At 71.9% G+C, this 19,090-nt stretch carries 18 protein-coding genes; 9 read left to right on the top strand and 9 right to left on the bottom strand.

The window, feature by feature from the left end:
• Positions 1-4: 4 nt before the first annotated feature.
• Positions 5-796 carry an alpha/beta hydrolase family protein gene (locus ACWPOB_RS04895; protein ID WP_455400092.1) on the bottom strand — a complete coding sequence of 264 codons (792 nt, stop codon included), beginning with the start codon at positions 794-796 and terminating at the stop codon, positions 5-7.
• 53 nt (positions 797-849) lie between these two features.
• Positions 850-1,965, bottom strand: coding sequence for an FAD-dependent monooxygenase (locus ACWPOB_RS04890; protein ID WP_455400091.1), 1,116 nt, complete (start codon positions 1,963-1,965; stop codon positions 850-852).
• 133 nt (positions 1,966-2,098) lie between these two features.
• Between ACWPOB_RS04890 and ACWPOB_RS04885 the strand changes: the two genes are divergently transcribed.
• Positions 2,099-3,058, top strand: coding sequence for a TetR/AcrR family transcriptional regulator C-terminal domain-containing protein (locus ACWPOB_RS04885; RefSeq protein WP_455400090.1), 960 nt, complete (start codon positions 2,099-2,101; stop codon positions 3,056-3,058).
• Between the two features lie 79 nt (positions 3,059-3,137).
• Here the strand turns inward: ACWPOB_RS04885 and ACWPOB_RS04880 are convergent, their stop codons facing one another.
• The 3 genes from ACWPOB_RS04880 to hrcA form a co-directional block, all read right to left on the bottom strand.
• Positions 3,138-3,899: a 16S rRNA (uracil(1498)-N(3))-methyltransferase gene (locus ACWPOB_RS04880; RefSeq protein WP_455400089.1), complete on the bottom strand. Its 762-nt coding sequence runs from the start codon at positions 3,897-3,899 to the stop codon at positions 3,138-3,140.
• A 10-nt stretch (positions 3,900-3,909) separates the two neighbouring features.
• On the bottom strand, positions 3,910-5,058 hold the full coding sequence (gene dnaJ, locus ACWPOB_RS04875; RefSeq protein WP_006933832.1) for a molecular chaperone DnaJ: 1,149 nt from the start codon (positions 5,056-5,058) through the stop codon (positions 3,910-3,912).
• Positions 5,059-5,129: 71 nt separating this feature from the next.
• The gene (gene hrcA, locus ACWPOB_RS04870) at positions 5,130-6,173 is read right to left on the bottom strand and encodes a heat-inducible transcriptional repressor HrcA (RefSeq protein WP_100058677.1); all 1,044 of its coding nucleotides are present in this window, start codon (positions 6,171-6,173) and stop codon (positions 5,130-5,132) included.
• Between the two features lie 148 nt (positions 6,174-6,321).
• Here hrcA and ACWPOB_RS04865 point away from each other — a divergent pair, with 148 nt between their 5' ends.
• On the top strand, positions 6,322-6,657 hold the full coding sequence (locus ACWPOB_RS04865) for a type II toxin-antitoxin system VapB family antitoxin (protein WP_006933828.1): 336 nt from the start codon (positions 6,322-6,324) through the stop codon (positions 6,655-6,657).
• Between the two features lie 47 nt (positions 6,658-6,704).
• Here ACWPOB_RS04865 and hemW read toward each other — a convergent pair whose 3' ends face one another.
• Positions 6,705-7,907 (bottom strand): radical SAM family heme chaperone HemW, encoded by a 1,203-nt coding sequence (hemW, locus tag ACWPOB_RS04860; RefSeq protein WP_455400088.1) that lies wholly within the window; start codon positions 7,905-7,907, stop codon positions 6,705-6,707.
• A gap of 383 nt (positions 7,908-8,290) precedes the next feature.
• Between hemW and ACWPOB_RS04855 the strand changes: the two genes are divergently transcribed.
• The 6 genes from ACWPOB_RS04855 (at position 8,291) to ACWPOB_RS04830 (ending at position 14,706) form a co-directional block, all read left to right on the top strand.
• Positions 8,291-10,018, top strand: a complete 1,728-nt coding sequence (locus tag ACWPOB_RS04855; protein ID WP_100057437.1) for a nitrite/sulfite reductase — start codon at positions 8,291-8,293, stop codon at positions 10,016-10,018.
• The gene (locus ACWPOB_RS04850) at positions 10,015-10,752 is read left to right on the top strand and encodes a phosphoadenylyl-sulfate reductase (RefSeq protein WP_455400087.1); all 738 of its coding nucleotides are present in this window, start codon (positions 10,015-10,017) and stop codon (positions 10,750-10,752) included. Before ACWPOB_RS04855 ends, ACWPOB_RS04850 begins: the two co-directional genes overlap by 4 nt.
• Positions 10,749-11,693, top strand: coding sequence for a sulfate adenylyltransferase subunit CysD (gene cysD / locus ACWPOB_RS04845; RefSeq protein ID WP_100057439.1), 945 nt, complete (start codon positions 10,749-10,751; stop codon positions 11,691-11,693). Before ACWPOB_RS04850 ends, cysD begins: the two co-directional genes overlap by 4 nt.
• Before the next feature lie 2 nt (positions 11,694-11,695).
• Complete coding sequence (locus ACWPOB_RS04840) at positions 11,696-12,997, top strand: sulfate adenylyltransferase subunit 1 (RefSeq protein WP_100057440.1); 1,302 nt, start codon at positions 11,696-11,698, stop codon at positions 12,995-12,997.
• Positions 12,994-13,749, top strand: coding sequence for a sirohydrochlorin chelatase (locus tag ACWPOB_RS04835; RefSeq protein WP_455400086.1), 756 nt, complete (start codon positions 12,994-12,996; stop codon positions 13,747-13,749). Before ACWPOB_RS04840 ends, ACWPOB_RS04835 begins: the two co-directional genes overlap by 4 nt.
• A gap of 72 nt (positions 13,750-13,821) precedes the next feature.
• Positions 13,822-14,706: a universal stress protein gene (locus ACWPOB_RS04830; protein ID WP_100057442.1), complete on the top strand. Its 885-nt coding sequence runs from the start codon at positions 13,822-13,824 to the stop codon at positions 14,704-14,706.
• Positions 14,707-14,789: 83 nt separating this feature from the next.
• Here the strand turns inward: ACWPOB_RS04830 and ACWPOB_RS04825 are convergent, their stop codons facing one another.
• Together ACWPOB_RS04825 and ACWPOB_RS04820 are read right to left on the bottom strand one after the other, a co-directional pair.
• The gene (locus ACWPOB_RS04825; protein ID WP_455400085.1) at positions 14,790-15,821 is read right to left on the bottom strand and encodes an extracellular solute-binding protein; all 1,032 of its coding nucleotides are present in this window, start codon (positions 15,819-15,821) and stop codon (positions 14,790-14,792) included.
• Positions 15,822-15,920: 99 nt separating this feature from the next.
• Positions 15,921-16,127 (bottom strand): hypothetical protein, encoded by a 207-nt coding sequence (locus tag ACWPOB_RS04820; RefSeq protein ID WP_006933801.1) that lies wholly within the window; start codon positions 16,125-16,127, stop codon positions 15,921-15,923.
• A 64-nt stretch (positions 16,128-16,191) separates the two neighbouring features.
• Between ACWPOB_RS04820 and ACWPOB_RS04815 the strand changes: the two genes are divergently transcribed.
• Positions 16,192-18,150: a glycoside hydrolase family 15 protein gene (locus ACWPOB_RS04815; RefSeq protein WP_100058685.1), complete on the top strand. Its 1,959-nt coding sequence runs from the start codon at positions 16,192-16,194 to the stop codon at positions 18,148-18,150.
• Between the two features lie 4 nt (positions 18,151-18,154).
• Here ACWPOB_RS04815 and ACWPOB_RS04810 read toward each other — a convergent pair whose 3' ends face one another.
• Positions 18,155-19,087, bottom strand: a complete 933-nt coding sequence (locus tag ACWPOB_RS04810; RefSeq protein ID WP_455400084.1) for an NAD(P)H-dependent flavin oxidoreductase — start codon at positions 19,085-19,087, stop codon at positions 18,155-18,157.
• Positions 19,088-19,090: the final 3 nt, after the last annotated feature.

Here is a 19,090-nt window from a genome sequence, read left to right as displayed (position 1 = left end):
GCGCTCAGCCCGCCGAGCGCGCCCCCGAGCCCAGCGGTTCGGGGGCGAGCAGCAGGTCGCGCGACAGCGCCCAGCTGCGGGTCCGCTTGTCGAGGAACGCGAAGTGGTCCTCCCCGTCGACGACGTGCAGTTCCACCGGATCGCCCGCGGCGACCGCCGCCGCGGCATAGCGCTCGGCGACCTTCACCGGCACCTGGGCGTCCTCGGTGCCGTGCACGAGAGCGACCGGCACACCGATCGGCACCCGATGCCGGGGCGACGCCGACCGGTACAACTCCGGATCCGCGTCGTAGGGCTGACCGAACAGATCCTCGATGTACCCGATCCGCCGACCGCGTTCGCCCGCGGACGCGAGGTCGAGCGCGCCCGCCTGGGAGACGACGAGTTCGGGGCGCACCTGCGAGCGCTGACCCGCGAGCCACACGGCGAGCTGACCGCCGGCCGAGTGCCCGACGACCCGCACCCGGGCCGGATCGAGTTCGACCCCCGCGGCCAGGGCCCGCCCGGCCACCGCGGTGGCGACGGCGTCGAGGGCCGCGACGACGTCGGCGGACATCTCCGGCCACCGCCCGCCCGCGCCGAGCCGCCGGTACTCGACGTTCCACGCCGCCACACCGTGCGCGGCGAGCTCGAGCGACAGCGGCGTGCCGAGGTTGAGGTGGTACTTCCCGCTCCAGAAGCCGCCGTGGACGACCATCACGACGGGCACGGGCCCGGCCGGATCGGCGGTGTCCGGCAGGTACAGGTGGCCGAACTGCTGCGGCTGCGGACCGTAGGCGATACGGGTTCGGGACATGCGTGACACGCTAGTGCAGCGGCATCCGCGCACCGTGCGGGAGCCGCAGGGGCTCATGCGGCCAGCGAGATCCCGTGCTTGGCCCGGGCCATGGACTCCTCGGACGGCGGACCCGCGGGATTCTCGGTGGCCAGCGCCTGGTTGAGCGCGACGAACGGGCGCATCCGCTCCTCGTAGGCGGCGAACGCGGTGACGTGGTCGGCGCCGGGCCGTCCCATCTCCTCGGCAAGCACGTAGGCGCCCACCAGGGCGAGGCTCGTGCCCTGCCCGGACAGCACCGAGGTGCAGTAGCCGGCGTCGCCGACCAGGGCCACCCGGCCGGTGAACCAGCGGTCCATGCGGATCTGCGCCATCGCGTCGAAGTAGAAGTCCGGGGCGCCGGCCATCGCCCGCAGCAGCGCGGGAATCTCCCACGCCAGCCCGGCCAGTCGCTCGGCGACCATCTGCTTCTGCAGCTCGATGTCCCGGTGGTCGTACGTCAACGGTCCGGACGTGAAGCCGACGGTGACCCGCAGTTCGGCGTTGTCGTGCACCGGGTAGACAGCGCCGCCGGTGCCGGAGGGCGCGTCCTGGAACCACAGCTGCCAGTGGTCGAGGCCGAGGAAGTTTGCCGTCGGAAAGATCGCCAGGTACCGGCCGAGATGTTCGACGAACCGCTGCTCCGGCCCGAAGGCGAGCCGTCGCACTACGGAGTGCATGCCGTCCGCGCCGACCACGGCGTCGAAGGTACGGACGGTGCCGCTCTCGAACTCGACGCGGACCCCGCCCGCGTCCTGCCTCAGCGCGGTGATCGAGTCGCCGAAGAGGTACTCGGCTCGCTCCTCGGTCACCTCGTACAACATCGCGGTCAGGTCCTCGCGCAGCAGTTCGACGTCCTCGCTGTCCAGCCTGCCGCTGCTGAACGCGACCTCCTCGGACCGGAAGAGTTCGTTCCCGTTCCCGTCCAGCATCGACATTCCGCGCGTGCGGGTGCGGGCTGCCCGCACCCGCGCACCGAGCCCCATCCGATCGATCACCTCGAGCGCCACGCCGCGGACGTCGACCGCCTGGCCGCCCTCGCGGGGGTGGGGTGATCGCTCTACCACCGTCACCGAGAAGCCCTTCCGCGCAAGCCAGTAGGCCAGGGCCGGGCCGGCGAGACCGGCTCCGGAGATCAAGACGTTCCGCATGATGCACCTCCGACAGTTCGTACGCTGCACGCACTGTGCAATGACGTTGTATACGCTGTCATTTCGGTGTTTCACCCGCCAGGACTGTGCTAGTACAGCCGGGGCGGGTGTACTAGCACAGACGGGAGCGGGCATGACGACCGAGCGGTACCTGACCATCGCAGCGGACCTCCGGCGCCGGATCACCCAGGGGGAACTGCCGGCCGGCGCCACGCTGCCCTCCACCCGCCGGATCGCCGCCGAGTGGGGCGTCGCGACGGCCACCGCCGCCAAGGCGCTCGCCACGCTGAAGCAGGAGGGCCTGGCCCGCGCCGAACCGCGTTCCGGCACCGTGGTCGCCGATCCGAGGCGAACACCGGCGGCGACGCCGCGGCCGGCGCGTCGCCCCACCCGGCGACCCGCGCCCGGCCGGCGGCAGCCGGAGCTCACCCGCGATCGGGTCGTGCGGGCCGCCGTCGCGATCGCCGACGCCGAAGGCCTCGGTGCGCTCTCCATGCGCGGTGTCGCGGCCCGTCTCGGGGTCGCACCGATGTCGCCGTACCGATACGTGGCCGGCAAGGACGAACTGATCGTGCTGATGGCCGACGCCGCGTTCGGCGAGCGGGGCTACCCGGCGCAGCCACCCGCCGGCTGGCGCGCCCCCCTCGAGCTCTACGCGCGCACCCTCTGGTCGCTGCACCGCCGGCATCCCTGGCTCGCCCAGCTCGGCCCGATCACCCGGCCGCTTCCGCTACCCAACCTGGCGGCGCACGCGGAGTGGGCACTGGCCGCGCTCGACGAGCTCGGCGTCGCCGTCGATACCGCATTCGACCTGCATGTGCTGCTGTTCAGCTACGTGCAGGGCCTCGCCGTCCACATCGAACGCGAGCGGCAGGCGCTCGGCGCGTCCGGAGTGTCCGAGGACGAGTGGATGGACGACCAGCTTCCCGCACTGGAGGCGATCGTCGGCTCCGGCAGCTACCCGACGTTCGCCCGGACACTCCTCACACTCTCCGCGGAGGGCTACGACCTCGACCTCGACCGCCTGTTCGAGCTCGGCCTGGGTGCGCTGCTCGACGGCCTGGCCGCACGGCTCGACCGCCGGCCCCCGTGAAGCGCGGTCGGCGCGACGAGGTCACGAGGAAACCCCGGAACCGGAAGCCTCCGAACGCGTTCCGGAGCCGGTTCCCGGATCATTCGACGGGCCGGGCGCCCCACCGTGCAGTGAGCACCCCGACCGCTCCGAGCGCGACGGCCGCGGCGCTGGACGTTCGCAGCACCGTCGGCCCGAGCAGCACCGGCCGGGCGCCCGCGGTCGTCAGCGCCGCGATCTCGGCGTCGTCGACGCCGCCCTCCGGCCCGACCACGAGCATCAGCTCGGTGGCGTCGGCCAGCGGCAGCGAGGCAAACGGTTCGGTCGCCGACTCGTGCAGAACCGCCGCGACACCCCCGCGCGCGAGGGTCGCGCGCACGGCCTCGGCGACGCCCGCGGTCCGCTGGACCGGCGCCACCTCCGGAACGTGGGCGCGCCGGGACTGTTTCGCGGCCGCCACCGCGACGGCCTGCCATCGCGCGACGCCCTTGGCCGCCTTCGGCCCGTCCCAGCGGGCGACGCACCGCGCGGCCTGCCACGGCACGAACGCGTCGGCACCCGCCTCCGTCGCCAGCTCCACGGCCAGTTCGGAACGATCGGACTTCGGCAACGCCTGCACCACGGTGACCCACGGGCGCGGTGCAGGGACCTCGCGACGAGCCAGGACGCGGGCCTCGAGCCGGTCCTTCGCGGTGGCCGTCACCTCCACGTCGGCGACGTGGCCGCGGCCGTCCGACAGGACGAGGCGCTCACCCACCGCGATACGCCGCACCGTCGCCGCATGGCGGCCCTCCTTGCCGTCGAGGACCGCGACAGCCCCGGCCTCGGGCAGCGGATCGAGATAGAACAGGGTTGCGGCCACCGCCCGGGCCTCAGCGCGCGCTGAACGCGTCGCGCAGCCGGGAGAAGAAGCCCCCGGCGTGCTGCGAACCGGTGGTGACGACCTCGGGCACCTCGTGCTCACGCTTGCGACGGAACTCCTCGAGGAGCTTGGACTGCTTGCCGTCGAGCTTCGACGGGACCACCACCTCGAGGTGGGCGTGCACGTCCCCGCGCACCCCGGAGCGCAGTTTGGGCATGCCGTGGCCCCGCAGCACCGCCACCGACCCGGGCTGTGTGCCGGGTTCGACGGTGATCTCGGCGGGTCCGTCGATGAGGGTGTCGAGCACGACGGTGGTGCCCAGCGCCGCGTCGACCATCGGGATCCGGATCGTGCAGTGCAGGTCGTCGCCGTCGCGCACGAACACGTCGTGCGCCTGCTCGATGATCTCGACGTACAAGTCGCCGGCGGGGCCACCGCCGGGGCCGACCTCGCCCTGCGCGGCCAGCCGGATGCGCATGCCGTTGCTGACGCCGGCCGGCACCTTGACCGTGATCTCGCGGCGGGCCCGCACCCGGCCGTCGCCGCCGCACTTGCGACACGGGTCCGGGATCGTCTCGCCGGCGCCGCGGCACGTCGGGCACGGCCGCGAGGTCATGACCTGGCCGAGGAACGAGCGCTGCACCGACTGCACCTCACCGGCGCCGCCGCACGTCTCGCAGCGCACGGGCTTGGAGTCGCCGTTGGTACCGGACCCGGCGCAGCCGTCGCACAGGATCGCGGTCTCCACGGCGATCTGCTTGCTGACACCGGTGGCGCACTCCTCGAGCGTCAGCCGGGTGCGCAGCAGCGAGTCCGCGCCGGGCTGGACGCGGCCCCTGGGCCCGCGGGACGTGGTGGCCCCGCCACCGAAGAACGCCTCGAACACGTCGCCGAGGCCGCCGAAGCCGGCCCCGGAGAAGCCACCGCCCGCCCCCGGGCCGGACCCGAGCGGGTCCCCGCCGAGGTCGACGATGCGCCGCTTCTCCGGGTCGGAGAGCACCTCGTACGCTGTGGAGATCTCCTGGAACCTCTTCTGCGCCGCCTCGTCCGGGTTCACATCCGGGTGGTGCTCGCGCGCGAGCTTGCGATACGCCCGCTTGATCTCCTGATCCGTCGCGTTCTTCGACACGCCGAGCGTCCCGTAGTAGTCCCGTGCCACGTGAGTTCTTCGTCCTTCTCTATTCGCACAGATGTTGTGTCGTCGGATGGTCCGTCCGCGCCGCCCGGCGCTCAGCGTTCGCCGAGCACCTCACCGATATAGCGGGCGACCGCAGCCACCGACGCGATGGTCCCCGGGTAGTCCATCCGGGTGGGGCCGAGCACACCGAGGCCGCCGAAGACGGTGCCCGCGGCACCGTACCCGGTGGACACCACGGACGTGCCGCGCATCTGCTCGACCTGGGTTTCCTCGCCGATCCGCACCGTCACGCGGCCGGCGTCCTGCGACGCCGCCAGCAGCTTGAGGACCACCACCTGCTCCTCGAGCGCCTCGAGCACGGTACGCAGCGAGCCGGGGAAGCCGGCGTGCGGGTCGAAGTCGGCGGCGTTGCGCGTCAGGTTCGCCGTGCCGCCGAGCACGAGCCGCTCCTCGGGATGCTCGACGAGGGTTTCCACCAGCACGGTGGCGCAGCGGATGACCGCATCGCGCAGCTCGTCGGGCGCGTCCTCGGCGAGCTCGCTCACCGCGATCGACGCCGCGGCGAGCCGCTTGCCGGTCAGTGCGGCACCGAGCAGGTCCCGCAGCCGCGACAGGTCCTCCTCGCCGAGGACGTCACCGAGCTCGACGATGCGCTGGTCCACCCGGCCGGAGTCGGTGATGAGCACCAGCAGCAACCGGGCGGGGGTCAACGCGACCACCTCGAGGTGGCGGACCGACGAAGCCGACAGCGTGGGGTACTGCACCACGGCCACCTGCCGGGTCAGCTGCGCCAGCAGCCGGACGCCGCGCCGCAGCACGTCGTCGAGGTCCACACCCGACTCGAGGAACTGCAGGATCGCCCGGCGCTCGGCCCCCGAGAGGGGCTTGACGTCGGCGATCCGGTCGACGAACTGGCGGTAGCCCTTGTCCGTGGGAACCCGGCCGGAGCTGGTGTGCGGCTGGGTGATGTACCCCTCGGCCTCGAGCACGGCCATGTCGTTGCGGACCGTCGCGCTGGACACGCCCAGGTTGTGGCGCTCGACGAGCGTCTTCGAACCGATGGGTTCCTTGGTGGACACGTAATCGGCCACGATCGCTCGCAACACCTGGAAGCGCCGTTCCTCGGTGCTCGACATCCGCCCACCTCCGTCTCTGCTGTCGCACCCGGAACGGCACGCACCACCGCAGGACGGTGCACTGCGTGCCGTTTCGCTCCAGTTTAGTCGCCGGTCCCGGACGGCGAGCGGGACGGCGCCCGCCGGCGACGCGTCGTAAGTTGGTGCCATGATTTTCAAGGGCGTCCGGGACGGCAAGCCGTATCCCGACCACGGGCTCTCGCTGCGCGACTGGGCACAGATCCCGCCCCGGCAGGTGCGGCTCGACCAGATCGTCACCACCACGAAGGTGCTCGAGCTCGACCGGCTGCTGTCGGAGGACTCCACCTTCTACGGCGACCTCTTCCCGCACGCGGTCCAGTGGAAGGGTGTGCTGTACCTCGAGGACGGCCTGCACCGGGCCGTGCGCTCGGCGCTGCGCAACCGCACCGTCCTGCATGCGCGAGTGTTCGACTACGACGCCCTGTTCCCCCACGCCCCGGACGCCGACACCACCGAGGCGTAGACAGCGCACCGCTGCGCGGTCAGGGCTCCGGGCCGGCCGCCGCGCGGTCAGGTCAGGATCGTGCGCACCACCGCGTCGGCGAGGAGCCGGCCGCGATCGGTGAGCACCAGCCGGCCGGCGCGCAGGTCGGCGAGGCCGTCCGCCACGACGGTCTCGGCGGCGCGTCGCTCGTCGGGGGCGAGCACGTCCAGCGGCAGGCCGGTGCGCAGCCGCACCTCGAGCATCACCCGTTCGGTGTGGACATCGCCGGCGGTGAGCAGTTCGCTGCCCCCGACCGGGAGCCCGCCGGCGGCGAGCGCGTCCGCGTAGCGCGCCGGGTGCTTGACGTTCCACCAGCGGACGCCGCCGACGTGGCTGTGCGCGCCCGGCCCGGCCCCCCACCAGTCGCCGCCGTCCCAGTAGCCGAGATTGTGGGCGCACCGCGCCGACGGATCGTCGGCGCGCGCCCAGTTCGACACCTCGTACCAGGTCAGGCCGGCGGCCTCGAGCCGCGCGTCGATGCGCTCGTAGCGGGCCGCGAGCACGTCGTCGTCGGGGGCCGGCAGTTCACCCCTGCGCACCCTGCGGGCGAGCGCGGTGCCGTCCTCGACGATCAGCGCGTACGCCGAGACATGATCGACGTCCGCCGCGAGCACGGCGTCGAGGGACGCGTCGAGGTCCTCGTCCCGCTCGCCGGGGGTGCCGTAGATGAGGTCGAGGTTGACGTGATCGAATCCGGCGGCCCGCGCCTCGCCCGCCGCCGCGACGGCCCGGCCCGGGGTGTGCGTGCGGTCGAGTACCGCCAGCACGTGCGGGGCGGCGGACTGCATGCCCAGCGACACGCGGGTGTAACCGGCCCCGCGGATGCCGTCGAAGAACTCCGGCGACGTCGATTCCGGGTTGGACTCCGTCGTCACCTCCGCGCCCGGGGCGAGACCGAAGCTCGACCGGACCGCGGCCAGCACCTGCGACAGGCCGTCGGCACCGAGCAGCGACGGGGTGCCACCGCCGACGAAGACGGTCTGCGCCGCCGGGGCCCCGAGCAGTCGCGCCGCGATGTCGAGCTCGCGGCGCAACCCCTCGAGCCACGACTGCGGGGACGCCGATGTGCCGAGCTCCCCGGCGGTGTAGGTGTTGAAGTCGCAATAGCCGCAGCGGCTCGCGCAGAACGGGACGTGCACGTACACACCGAACGGGCGGGAACCGACACCGGCGAGGGCCGAGGCCGGCAATTCGAACCCTGCACCGACTCCGACATTGGTTCCACTCACTCCCCCAGTGTTCCAGAAGGCCGAGCGGAGCCCGCCGCCCGAGCACGGCCCGGACACGCCTCCCCGGCCCGGCGCTGTCACCTCGGCATTTCCCCGAAATTCGGCGTAAATACCGCCACGTTTCGAGAACAGGCCCGTGACATGGCACAATGGTCCGCATGACCGGACCCGGAGTGCGACTCGTGGCGCGACGCCACGTCGACCTCAAGCGTGTCTGTGCATCGCGGTGTCTGTCCTGCACCGCCGGTTTCTGCGCCGACTGTCGATAGTCGGCCCCACCCCCGGCAGCCCCCGCTTCCCGCCGGGTCGAGGCATGTCCGCGCCGGGCTCAGCCCGCCCTGCCGATCCCGATCCGGTCCCTCGCGAACTCCAGGAGTACCCGTATGTCGTCGACCACCGACGTCTCCCCCGCCGGCGATACGACCGAAACCGCCGCGGCCCGCCGCCGGCCGGCCCGGCCCGCCAAGCAGCGCGCGGAGGGCCAGTGGGCCCTCGGCTACCGTGAGCCGCTCAATCCCAACGAGCAGGTCAAGAAGGACGACAACCCGCTCAACGTGCGCCGGCGCATCGAAGACATCTACGCGCACACGGGATTCGACGGAATCGACCGGAGCGACCTGCGCAACCGCTTCCGCTGGTGGGGCCTGTACACGCAGCGCGAACAGGGCTACGACGGCACCTACACCGGCGACGAGAACATCGATCTGCTCGAGGCGAAGTACTTCATGATGCGGGTGCGCTGCGACGGCGGCGCCCTGAACCTCGCGCAGCTGCGCACGATCGCGGGGATCTCGACCGAGTTCGCTCGCGACACCGCCGACCTGTCGGACCGCGAGAACGTCCAGTACCACTGGATCGAGGTCGAGAACGTCCCGGAGATCTGGCGCCGTCTCGAATCCGTCGGCCTGAAGACCACCGAGGCGTGCGGCGACTGCCCCCGCGTGGTCCTCGGCTCCCCCCTCGCCGGCGAGTCCCTCGACGAGATCATCGACGGCACACCGGCGGTCGAGGAGATCGTCCGCCGCTACATCGGCGACCCGCAGTACTCGAACCTGCCGCGCAAGTTCAAGACCGCGATCTCCGGTCAGCAGGACGTGGTGCACGAGATCAACGACGTCGCGTTCGTCGGCGTGAACCACCCCGAGCACGGCCCCGGCTTCGACCTGTGGGTCGGCGGCGGCCTGTCGACGAATCCGATGCTGGCGCAACGGGTCGGCGCGTGGATCCCGCTCGCCGAGGTGCCCGACGTGTGGGAGGCCGTCGTGTCGGTCTTCCGCGACTACGGCTACCGCCGCCTGCGCTCGAAGGCGCGGCTGAAGTTCCTGATCAAGGACTGGGGCGTCGAGAAGTTCCGGGACGTTCTCGAAACGGAATACCTGAAGCGGCCGCTGCTGGACGGACCCGCGCCGGAGAAGCCGGCGCGCCCGATCGACCACGTGGGCGTGCAGAAGCTGCGCAACGGGCTCAACGCGGTCGGCGTCGCCCCCATCGCGGGCCGGGTCTCCGGCACGATCCTCGCCGCCGTCGCCGACGCGGCCGAGAAGGCCGGATCCGATCGCATCCGCTTCACGCCCTACCAGAAGCTCATCGTGCTCGACGTCGCCGACGAGAAGGTCGATCAGCTGATCGCCGACCTCGGCGAACTGGGCCTGCCCGCGAACCCGACGCCGTGGCGCAAGAACCTGATGGCCTGCACGGGCATCGAGTTCTGCAAGCTCTCGTTCGTCGAGACCCGCAAGCGCTCGCAGGCGCTGGTGCCCGAGCTCGAGCAGCGCCTCGCCGACATCAACGCCCAGCTGGACGTTCCGGTGACGATCAACATCAACGGCTGCCCCAACTCGTGCGCGCGTTCGCAGGTCGCCGACATCGGCTTCAAGGGCCAGCTCGTCGACGACGGGGACGGCAACCAGGTGGAGGGTTTCCAGGTGCACCTCGGCGGGACGCTCGGCATGGATGCCGCGTTCGGCCGCAAGCTGCGCCAGCACAAGGTGACCAGCGCCGAGATGGGCGACTACATCGAGCGTGTGGTGCGCAACTTCGTCAAGCACCGCACTGCGGGAGAGCGCTTCTCGCAGTGGGTGCTGCGCGCGGACGAGGCCGATTTGCGATGACCGGGGAGCAGACGATCGAAGGACGGAACGTGACCACGACACGGACAACGGAGGAACTGCGGGAACTGGCCGCGCAGGGGGCGGCCACTCTCGACGGCGCCTCGGCGCGGGAACTGCTGCAGTGGACCGAGGAGAACTTCGGCGACTCGTACATCGTGGCGTCGAACATGCAGGACGGGGTGCTCGTGCACCTCGCGGCGCAGGTGCATCCCGGCGTGGACGTGCTGTTCCTCGACACCGGCTACCACTTCGCGGAGACGCTCGGCACCCGTGACGCCGTGGCGCAGGTGTACGGCGTCAACGTGGTCGAGGCCAAGGCGCAGCAGACGGTGGCCGAGCAGGACGCACTGCTCGGCAAGGATCTGTTCGCGCGGGACCCCAACGAGTGCTGCCGCCTGCGGAAGGTGGTGCCGCTGAAGGAGACCCTGAAGGGCTACCAGGCGTGGGTCACCGGCATCCGCCGGGTGGAGGCCCCCACCCGGGCCAACGCCCCGCTGATCTCCTTCGACGATGCCTTCGGGCTGGTGAAGATCAACCCGATCGCCGCGTGGTCCGACGAGGACATGCAGAACTACATCGACGAGCACGGGATCCTCGTCAATCCCCTGGTCGACGAGGGCTATCCGTCCATCGGGTGCGCCCCCTGCACCGCCAAACCACTACCCGGAGCCGATCCGCGCAGCGGACGGTGGGCCGGCCGAGCCAAGATCGAATGCGGGTTGCACGCCTCATGACACTCATCGACACGAATTTCTCCGAATCCCGGCGCAAGTCGGACGGCGACAGGTTCGACACCCTCGACGCGCTCGAGTCCGAAGCGATCCACGTCTTCCGCGAGGTCGCCGGCGAATTCGAGCGCCCGGTGATCCTGTTCTCGGGCGGCAAGGACTCGACGGTCCTGCTGCATCTGGCGCTCAAGGCCTTCTGGCCGGCGCCGCTGCCGTTCGCGCTGCTGCACGTCGACACCGGGCACAACCTTCCCGAGGTCCTCGAGTTCCGCGACCACGTCGTCGAGAAGTACGGGCTGCGGCTGCACGTGGCGAAGGTCGAAGACTACCTCGCCGACGGCCGCCTCACCGAGCGGCCCGACGGGATCCGCAATCCGCTGCAGACGGTACCGCTGCTCGACGCCATCGCCGAGAACCGCTTCGACGCGGTGTTCGGCGGCGGCCGCCGCGACGAGGAGCGCTCCCGTGCCAAGGAACGGATCTTCTCGCTGCGCAACGCGTTCGGCCAGTGGGATCCCAAGCGGCAGCGGCCCGAGCTGTGGAACCTGTACAACGGCCGGCACGCCCCCGGCGAGCACGTGCGGGTCTTCCCGCTGAGCAACTTCACCGAGCTCGACATCTGGCGCTACATCGCCCGGGAGAACGTCGAACTCGCCGGCATCTACTACGCCCACCAGCGCCCGGTGTACCGGCGCGACGGCATGTGGATGACGCCCGGCGTCTGGGGCGGCCCGGCCGAGGGCGAGGAACTCGAGGTCCGGTCGGTGCGCTACCGCACGGTCGGCGACGGCTCCACCACCGGCGCGATCCTGTCCGAGGCCGCCGACAACGAGGCGATCCTCGCCGAGGTCGCCGCGTCGCGGCTCACCGAGCGCGGGGCCACCCGCGGCGACGACCGCGTTTCCGAAGCGGCCATGGAGGACCGCAAGCGAGAGGGATATTTCTGATCATGAGCGACCTCCTTCGACTCGCCACTGCCGGCAGCGTCGACGACGGCAAGTCCACCCTCGTGGGCCGGCTGCTGTACGACACCAAGTCCGTGCTGGCCGACCAGATCGACGCGGTCACCCGCGCCTCGGTCGACAAGGGTCTCGACACCCCCGACCTGTCCCTGCTCGTCGACGGCCTGCGCGCCGAGCGCGAACAGGGCATCACCATCGACGTCGCGTACCGCTACTTCGCCACCCCCCGGCGCAGCTTCGTGCTGGCGGACACCCCGGGACACGTGCAGTACACCCGCAACACCGTCTCGGGTGCGTCCACCGCCCAGCTCGTGGTGCTGCTCGTCGACGCCCGCAAGGGCGTGATCGCGCAGACCCGCAAGCACGCCGCCGTCCTCGCGCTGCTCGGCGTGCCCAAGCTCGTCCTGGCGGTCAACAAGATCGACCTGGTCGACGACCCGGCGCGCGTGTTCGCCGACATCTGCGGCCAGTTCAACGCCCTGACCCGGTCGCTCGGCTGGTCCCCGGAGGACGTGCAGGAGATCCCGGTCTCCGCCCTGCACGGGGACAACGTCGCGGTCCGTTCGGAGAACACGCCGTACTACGACGGTCCGACGCTCATCGAGCACCTCGAGTCCGTCCCGGTCGACGCCGACGTCCACGGCCGTCACGAGATCGGGCTGCGGTTCCCGGTCCAGTACGTGATCCGGCCCCGCACCGCCGAGTTCCCGGACTACCGCGGCTACGCCGGGCAGGTCGCGGCGGGCAGCGTCCGTCCCGGCGACGAGGTCGTGATCCTGCCCGCGGGCACCCGGACCACCATCGAGCGGATCGACACCGCCGACGGCGAGCTCGACGTCGCGCACGCCGGCCGCAGCGTCACGCTGGTCCTCGCGGACGACGTCGACGTCTCCCGCGGCGACGTCATCGCCGCCCCGGCCGCCGCCCCGGAACCGATCGGCCAGTTCGAGGCGACGGTGTGCTGGCTGGCGGAGAAGCCGCTGCGGCCCGGTGCCCGGCTGCTGCTCAAGCACGGCACCCGCACGACGCAGGCGATCGTCGGGACGCTCGAGGAGCGCTTCGACGAGCAGACCCTGACCTCGGTTCCCACCCCCGAGTCGCTCGAGCTCAACGAGATCGCCCGCATCACCGTCCGGGTCGCCGAGCCCATCGCGGCCGACGACTACAAGGTCAACCGCCGCACGGGCAGCTTCCTGCTCATCGATCCCGCGGGCGGCAACACCCTCGCCGCGGGCCTGGTGGGCAACAGCCTCGCCGAGATCGAACTCGGGGACCGCGTCCCCGCATGATCCCGCTCGTCGCCGTCGCGCACGGCAGCCGTGACCCGCGCTCGGCGCGCGCCATGGCTGCCGTGCTCGCGGCGCTGCGGGAACGCCACCCGGGCCGGGACGTGCGGCTCGCGTTCCTGGACCTGAACACCCCGTCGGTGGGACAGGTCGTCGACGCCGTCGCCGCCGAGGGGCACCGCCGCGTGGTGGTGGTCCCGTTGCTGCTGGGCAGCGCCTTCCATGCCCGCGTGGATCTGCCCGCGCTCCTCGCCGAGGCCCGCGCCCGGCACCCGCTCCTCGACGTGATCCAGGCGGACGTCCTCGGCGCCGACGACCGTCTCGTCGCGGCGGCCCGCGAGGCGATCGCCGCCACCGGTGTCTCCCGGACCGACCCGACGGTGGGCGTCGCGCTGTGCGCGGTCGGATCCCGTCGCCGGGACGCCAACGACGCCACCGACGCGATCACCCCGCGCCTGCTGCGGGGCACCTCGTGGGCGTGGGGCCGGACGTGCTTCGCCACCGCCGCGGCACCGACCGTCGTCGACGCCCTGTCGGCCCTGCGCGCCGCCGGCGCCACCACCCTCGTGCTCGCGCCGTGGATGCTCGCCCCCGGCCTGCTGTGGGACCGCGCCGTCGCCGCCGCCCGGGCGGCGTTCCCCGAGGTCAGCTGCGCCGGCACCCTCGCAGCCTCCGATGCCGTCGGGCTCGTGATCGACGAGCGCTACCGGCAGTCGCTCGTGCACGCCGGGGCCGCCGCGCGCCACATCGCCTGACATCCACCGATTGCCTCTGGCGCACGCCGGTCGTATCGGCACAGACTGGAGTCGAGGCAAGGAGGCATCGTCATGGCCACAGCACCGATTCGGCACGGGATCGTAGTAGGCATCGACGGTTCGGACGGCTCGTTCTCCGCGGCCCACTGGGCCGCATCCGCCGCCCGGATCTTCCGCGAGCCGCTGCACCTCGTCAACGTGCTGCCCGATGCGCCGAGCGCGACCGGCGGCAGATCCAAGGAGGAGTTCGCCAAGCTCCTGCAGGCCGACAGCGAACGGCTGCTCGAACGCGCCCGCCAGGCGGCGCTCGACGGCCGCACGGACGTCACGGTCGAATGCAGCAGCCGGCCGGGACCGCCGGCGAAGACCCTCGTCGAACTGTCGCAGACCGCCCGCCTGCTGGTGGTGGGCCGGACCACGACCGGCGAACTGCGCTCGATGTTCGCCGGCTCCGACGTCGTCCGCGTCGCCAACCACGCCCGTTGCCCGGTCGTGGCGTGGCGGGGCGAGGGCGACCACGAGGAGGTGGACACCCGGCCGGTCGTCGTCGGCGTCGACGGCAGCGCGTTGAGCAACGCCGCCATCGAGCATGCGTTCGAGTTCGCGTCGTTCCTCGGCGTACCGCTGATCGCCGTGCACGCGTGGACCGAGCAGTCGACCCTGCGGGGCTACGACGAGTCCGCCCGCTTCGTCGACTGGTCGACGTACGCGGAGCAGAAGGTCGCCGACCTCGCGGAGAGCCTGGCCGGCTGGCGCGAGCGGTATCCCGACGTCGAGCTGCGGACGGAGCTCGAGCGCCGCGGCGCGATGGTGGCCCTCATCGAGCGCTCCATCGACGCGCAACTCGTCGCGGTGGGCAGCCACGGTCGCAGCACGATCGCGTCGGCTCTGCTCGGCTCCACCGGCCAGGGCCTGCTCCACCACTCCCGCTGCCCGGTACTCATCTGCCGCGAGTGACGCATGCGGCCGTGAACCTACGGTCGCGCAAGGAATTTCGAGCGCAGCAGTCCGCAGGGCGCGCGGATACCGACTCCGTCGCCCTAGTTCGCCGCGTCGGCGTAGATCACGGCGATGCTGCCGGTACCGGGCCGGAACAGCTCGGCGTCGACCGTGCTCCAGCCACCGAGATCCTCGACGGTCCACAGTCTTTCGGGAGCCGGGAAGTCGTCGGCGAACTCGCGTGCCACGCCCGGGTCGGCGGGCCGGAATCCGGCCGCCGCCCACAGCCGTTGCGCCTCCCCGGTGTAGAGGAAGTCGTTGAACTCCTGCGCCGCCCGCACGTCGGGTGCGTTGTCGATCACCGCGGCGGGGCTGTCGATCCGGAGAGTGGTGGTCAGGGGGACACGCCGGACGGCGGCGCCGTCGCGCTCGAGCCGCATCGCCTCGTGTTCCGAGAGGAGCAGCACGTCGCCGGCCCCCTGCACGAACGCCTCCACGGCCTCTTCGCCGCTCGCGGGCGAGGTTTCGACGTGGTCGCCGACGAGCGCGGCGAGGTAGTCCAGCCCCGCCTGCGGATCGGCACCGCCGCCGCTCGTCGCGGCGTACGCGGCGAGCAGGTTCAGCTTCGCCGCACCGGAGGCCGACGGGTCGGGGGTGATCACCTCGAGGCCGGGCGCGAGCAGATCGTCCCAGCCCGCCACACCCCGGGGATTGCCCTCCCGCACGACCATCGTCACGACGGACCCGTACGGGACTCCCCGGTACGCTCCGGCGTTCCAGTCCGGGTCGACGAGCCCCGCGTCGACAAGTCCGGTCAGGTCCGGCACCGATGCGAAGGTGACGAAATCGGCCGAGGCGCCGTCCACGACGGCGACGGCCTGCTGCGCGGACGGACCGGACGCGCCGTCGAAGCGGACGTCCTCGCCGGCCTCGGTGGTGCCGAACGCGGCGATCACCGTGTCCAGCGCCGCCCGGGCACCCTCGTGGGCGTACAGGTCGACGGTGGGCCCGGAGAACCCGGAGCCGGCCTCGGCCGCGTCGCCGCGATCGCCGGAGCCGGCCGAACACGCGGTGAGCACGACGGCCGCGATCGAGGCGAGCGCCGCGACGCGCCGGCCCGGACGAGATTTCACGACGTACCTCCGGCGCAGGGTCAGCGGGTCAGCAGCCAGGCCACGACGACGAGAACGAGCAGGGCCAGCAAGGCCAGGGTCACCCGCGAGCGTGGCATGTCAGCGATCCTCCGTCTTCCGTTCGGACGCGGCCGGCTCTCTGCGTCCGACGGCCGCGAGCACGCCCGCGAGGGCGCGGTCGAGCAGCCAGGCCACGCCGGCGCACAACGGCACCATGACGACCAGCACCAGCGCGACCTGCGGGACGAAGGGAAGGCCGGCCAGCCACAACTCGAAGCCGTCCCACCACGAAGCCACCCGATCCACGCCCCCACCCTAGTCGTCGCCGTTTCGGTGGACGCCGACGGCCGGGTGCCGGGATCATGAGGTGATGGCACAGACGTTTCAGGGGTCCGGGATCTCCTCCGCGCATTCCCACCCGCCACACCGCAGCCCGTACCCGCCGATCGACGACTACGCGTTCCTGTCGGACTGCGAAACGACATGCCTCATCGCGCGCAACGGGGCGGTGGAATGGATGTGCCTGCCCCGGCCCGACTCGCCCAGCGTGTTCGGGGCGATTCTCGACCGTAGCGCCGGCTACTTCCGCGTCGGACCGCACGACCGCACCGTCCCCGCCGCACGCCGGTACCTGCCCGGCGGACTGATCCTCGAGACCACGTGGCAGACCGAGACGGGTTGGATGGTGGTGCGGGACGCGCTGGTGATGGGACCCTGGCACGCCGTCCAGGAACGATCGCGCACTCACACCCGGACGCCGACGGACTGGGACGCCGAGCACATTTTGCTGCGCACCGTCCGCTGCGTGAGCGGGACGGTGGAACTCGACGTCAGTTGCGCGCCGGCGTTCGACTACCACCGTGCCCCGGTGCGCTGGGAGTACACGGGCAAGGTGTACGAGGAGGCCACCGCGTTCTGCACCGGCGGCGAACCCGGCGAGCATCCCGAACTGCGGCTCACCACCGACCTCCGGCTCGGGCTCGAGGGCGGCGAGGCCCGGGCACGCACCCGGATGGTCAAGGGCGACAAGGCGTTCGTCGCGCTGTCGTGGTCGGATGTGCAGTGTCCCGACACGTTCGAGGAAGCCGCCGCGAAAATGGCGGAGACGGCCGATTTCTGGCGCGAGTGGATCACCACGGGCCGCTTCCCCGATCACCCCTGGCGGAGTTTCCTGCAGGCCAGCGCCCTGACCCTCAAGGGCCTGACCTACGCACCGACCGGCGCCCTGCTCGCGGCGGCCACCACGTCACTTCCGGAAACACCTGGTGGAGAACGGAACTGGGACTACCGCTACGCATGGGTGCGGGATTCCACGTTCGCACTGTGGGGCCTGTACACCCTCGGCCTCGACCGGGAGGCCGACGCGTTCTTCGCGTTCATCTCCGACGCCTCCCGCAGCGAGGACGGTCGGTTGCAGCCGCTGCAGGTGATGTACGGCGTGGGTGGGGAGCGCGTGCTCACCGAATCGCAGCTCGACCACCTGTGCGGCTACGACGGGGCCCGTCCGGTGCGCATCGGTAACGATGCGTATCACCAGACGCAGCACGACATCTGGGGCGCCATGCTCGACTCGGTGTACCTGCACGCGAGGACCCGCCGGCACATGCCCCAGACCTTCTGGCCGGCCGTGCAACGGCTCGTCGGCCAGGCCGAGGACCACTGGCGCCTGCCCGATCGCGGCATCTGGGAGGTCCGGGGAGAGCCGCAGCACTTCACCTCGTCCAAGGTGATGTGCTGGGTCGCTCTCGACCGCGGCGCGCGACTGGCGCGCATGCAGGGCCGCCCGGACCACGCCGCGCGGTGGGACGCCGTCGCCGACGAGATCAAGGCGGACATTCTCGCCCACGGTGTCGACGAGCGCGGGGTGTTCACCCAGCGCTACGGTCATCCCTCCCTGGACGCGTCCGCGCTGCTGGTCGTGCTGCTGCGGTTCCTGCCGGCCGACGACCCGCGGGTGCGGGCGACGGTCCTGGCGATCGAGGACGAACTGACCGAGGACGGCCTGGTCCTGCGGTACCGGGTGGACTCCACCGACGACGGATTGACCGGCGAGGAGGGCACCTTCACGATCTGCTCGTTCTGGCTGGTCTCCGCCCTGGTGGAGATCGGCGAGGTGGAACGAGCCCGCACCCTGTGCGAACGACTCCTCGGCTACGCCAGCCCGCTCAAGCTCTACGCCGAGGAGATCGACCCGCGCTCGGGCCGGCACCTGGGCAACTTCCCCCAGGCCTTCACCCACCTGGCGCAGATCAACGCGGTCGTGCACGTGATCCGGGCGGAGGAACAGATCGCGGCCGGGGAGTTCCTGCCCGCGCGTCCGGCGCCCTGACCCGCTACCCGAAGCGGCGCAGCAGTTCCTCCGCGCGGGCCGCGATGTCGCGGACGATCTCGCCGGCGGGCCGCTGTTCCCGCACGAGTCCGGCCGCCTCGCCCGCGTAGACCACGCCGAGCCGGGGGTCGTTGCCGTCGTACGCGGCGGCGAGGGTCTCCTCGTCGGCGCCGCGCCCGTGCCACTCGGCGGTGTAGTCGTTCGTCAGGGCCCGGCCGCCCCACCGCGCCGGCCACGGCTGGTGCCGGGCCCGGTCGAAGACGTCGGTGTAGACGGTGTCGGTGCTGCTCGCCGCGACGAGCCTGTCCCGGGCGTACTCCGGGCCGACCGTCTCGGGGCTCGCCAGCAACGCGGTGCCGACGAGCGCGCCCTCGGCGCCGGCCGCGAGCACCGCGGCCAGTCCCCGTCCGGACGCGATGCCGCCGGCGGCGAGCACCGGCAGCGACGTCGATTCGAGCACCTCCTGCAGGAGCGGCAGCGTCCCGATGCGGCCGGTGTGCCCGCCGGCCTCGTGTCCCTGCGCGACGACCGCGTCGACCCCGGCGGCCTCGACGATCCGCAGGTCCTCGATCGTGTTGATCTGGGAGATCGCCAGGGCGCCCGCCGCGTGCACGCGCGGCACATAGGGCGCCGGGTCGCCGAAGGACAGCGACACCACCCGGGGCCGTTCGGCCAGCACCGCGTCGAGGAGACTGTCGTCGGCGGCCAGCGACCACGTCATCAGGCCGAACCCGAGCAGCCCGCCGCCGAGTTCGCGGGCCAGCGCCGACTCGGCCGCCAGCCATTGCGGGGTGTTGTAGCGCGCGGCCCCGATCAGGCCGAGGCCACCCGCGCGGGTCACCTCGCCGGCCAGCCGGCCGCCGGCGCGGCCTCCCATCGGGGCGCCGAGCAGCGGAACGGTGACGCCCAGGGTGCGCGTGAGCCAGGTCTCGAGCACGGT

The organism is Rhodococcus sp. 2H158 (assembly GCF_053764755.1).
The sequence above is the reverse complement of the archived record's forward strand: the minus strand, read 5'-3'. Positions and strand labels throughout refer to the sequence as shown.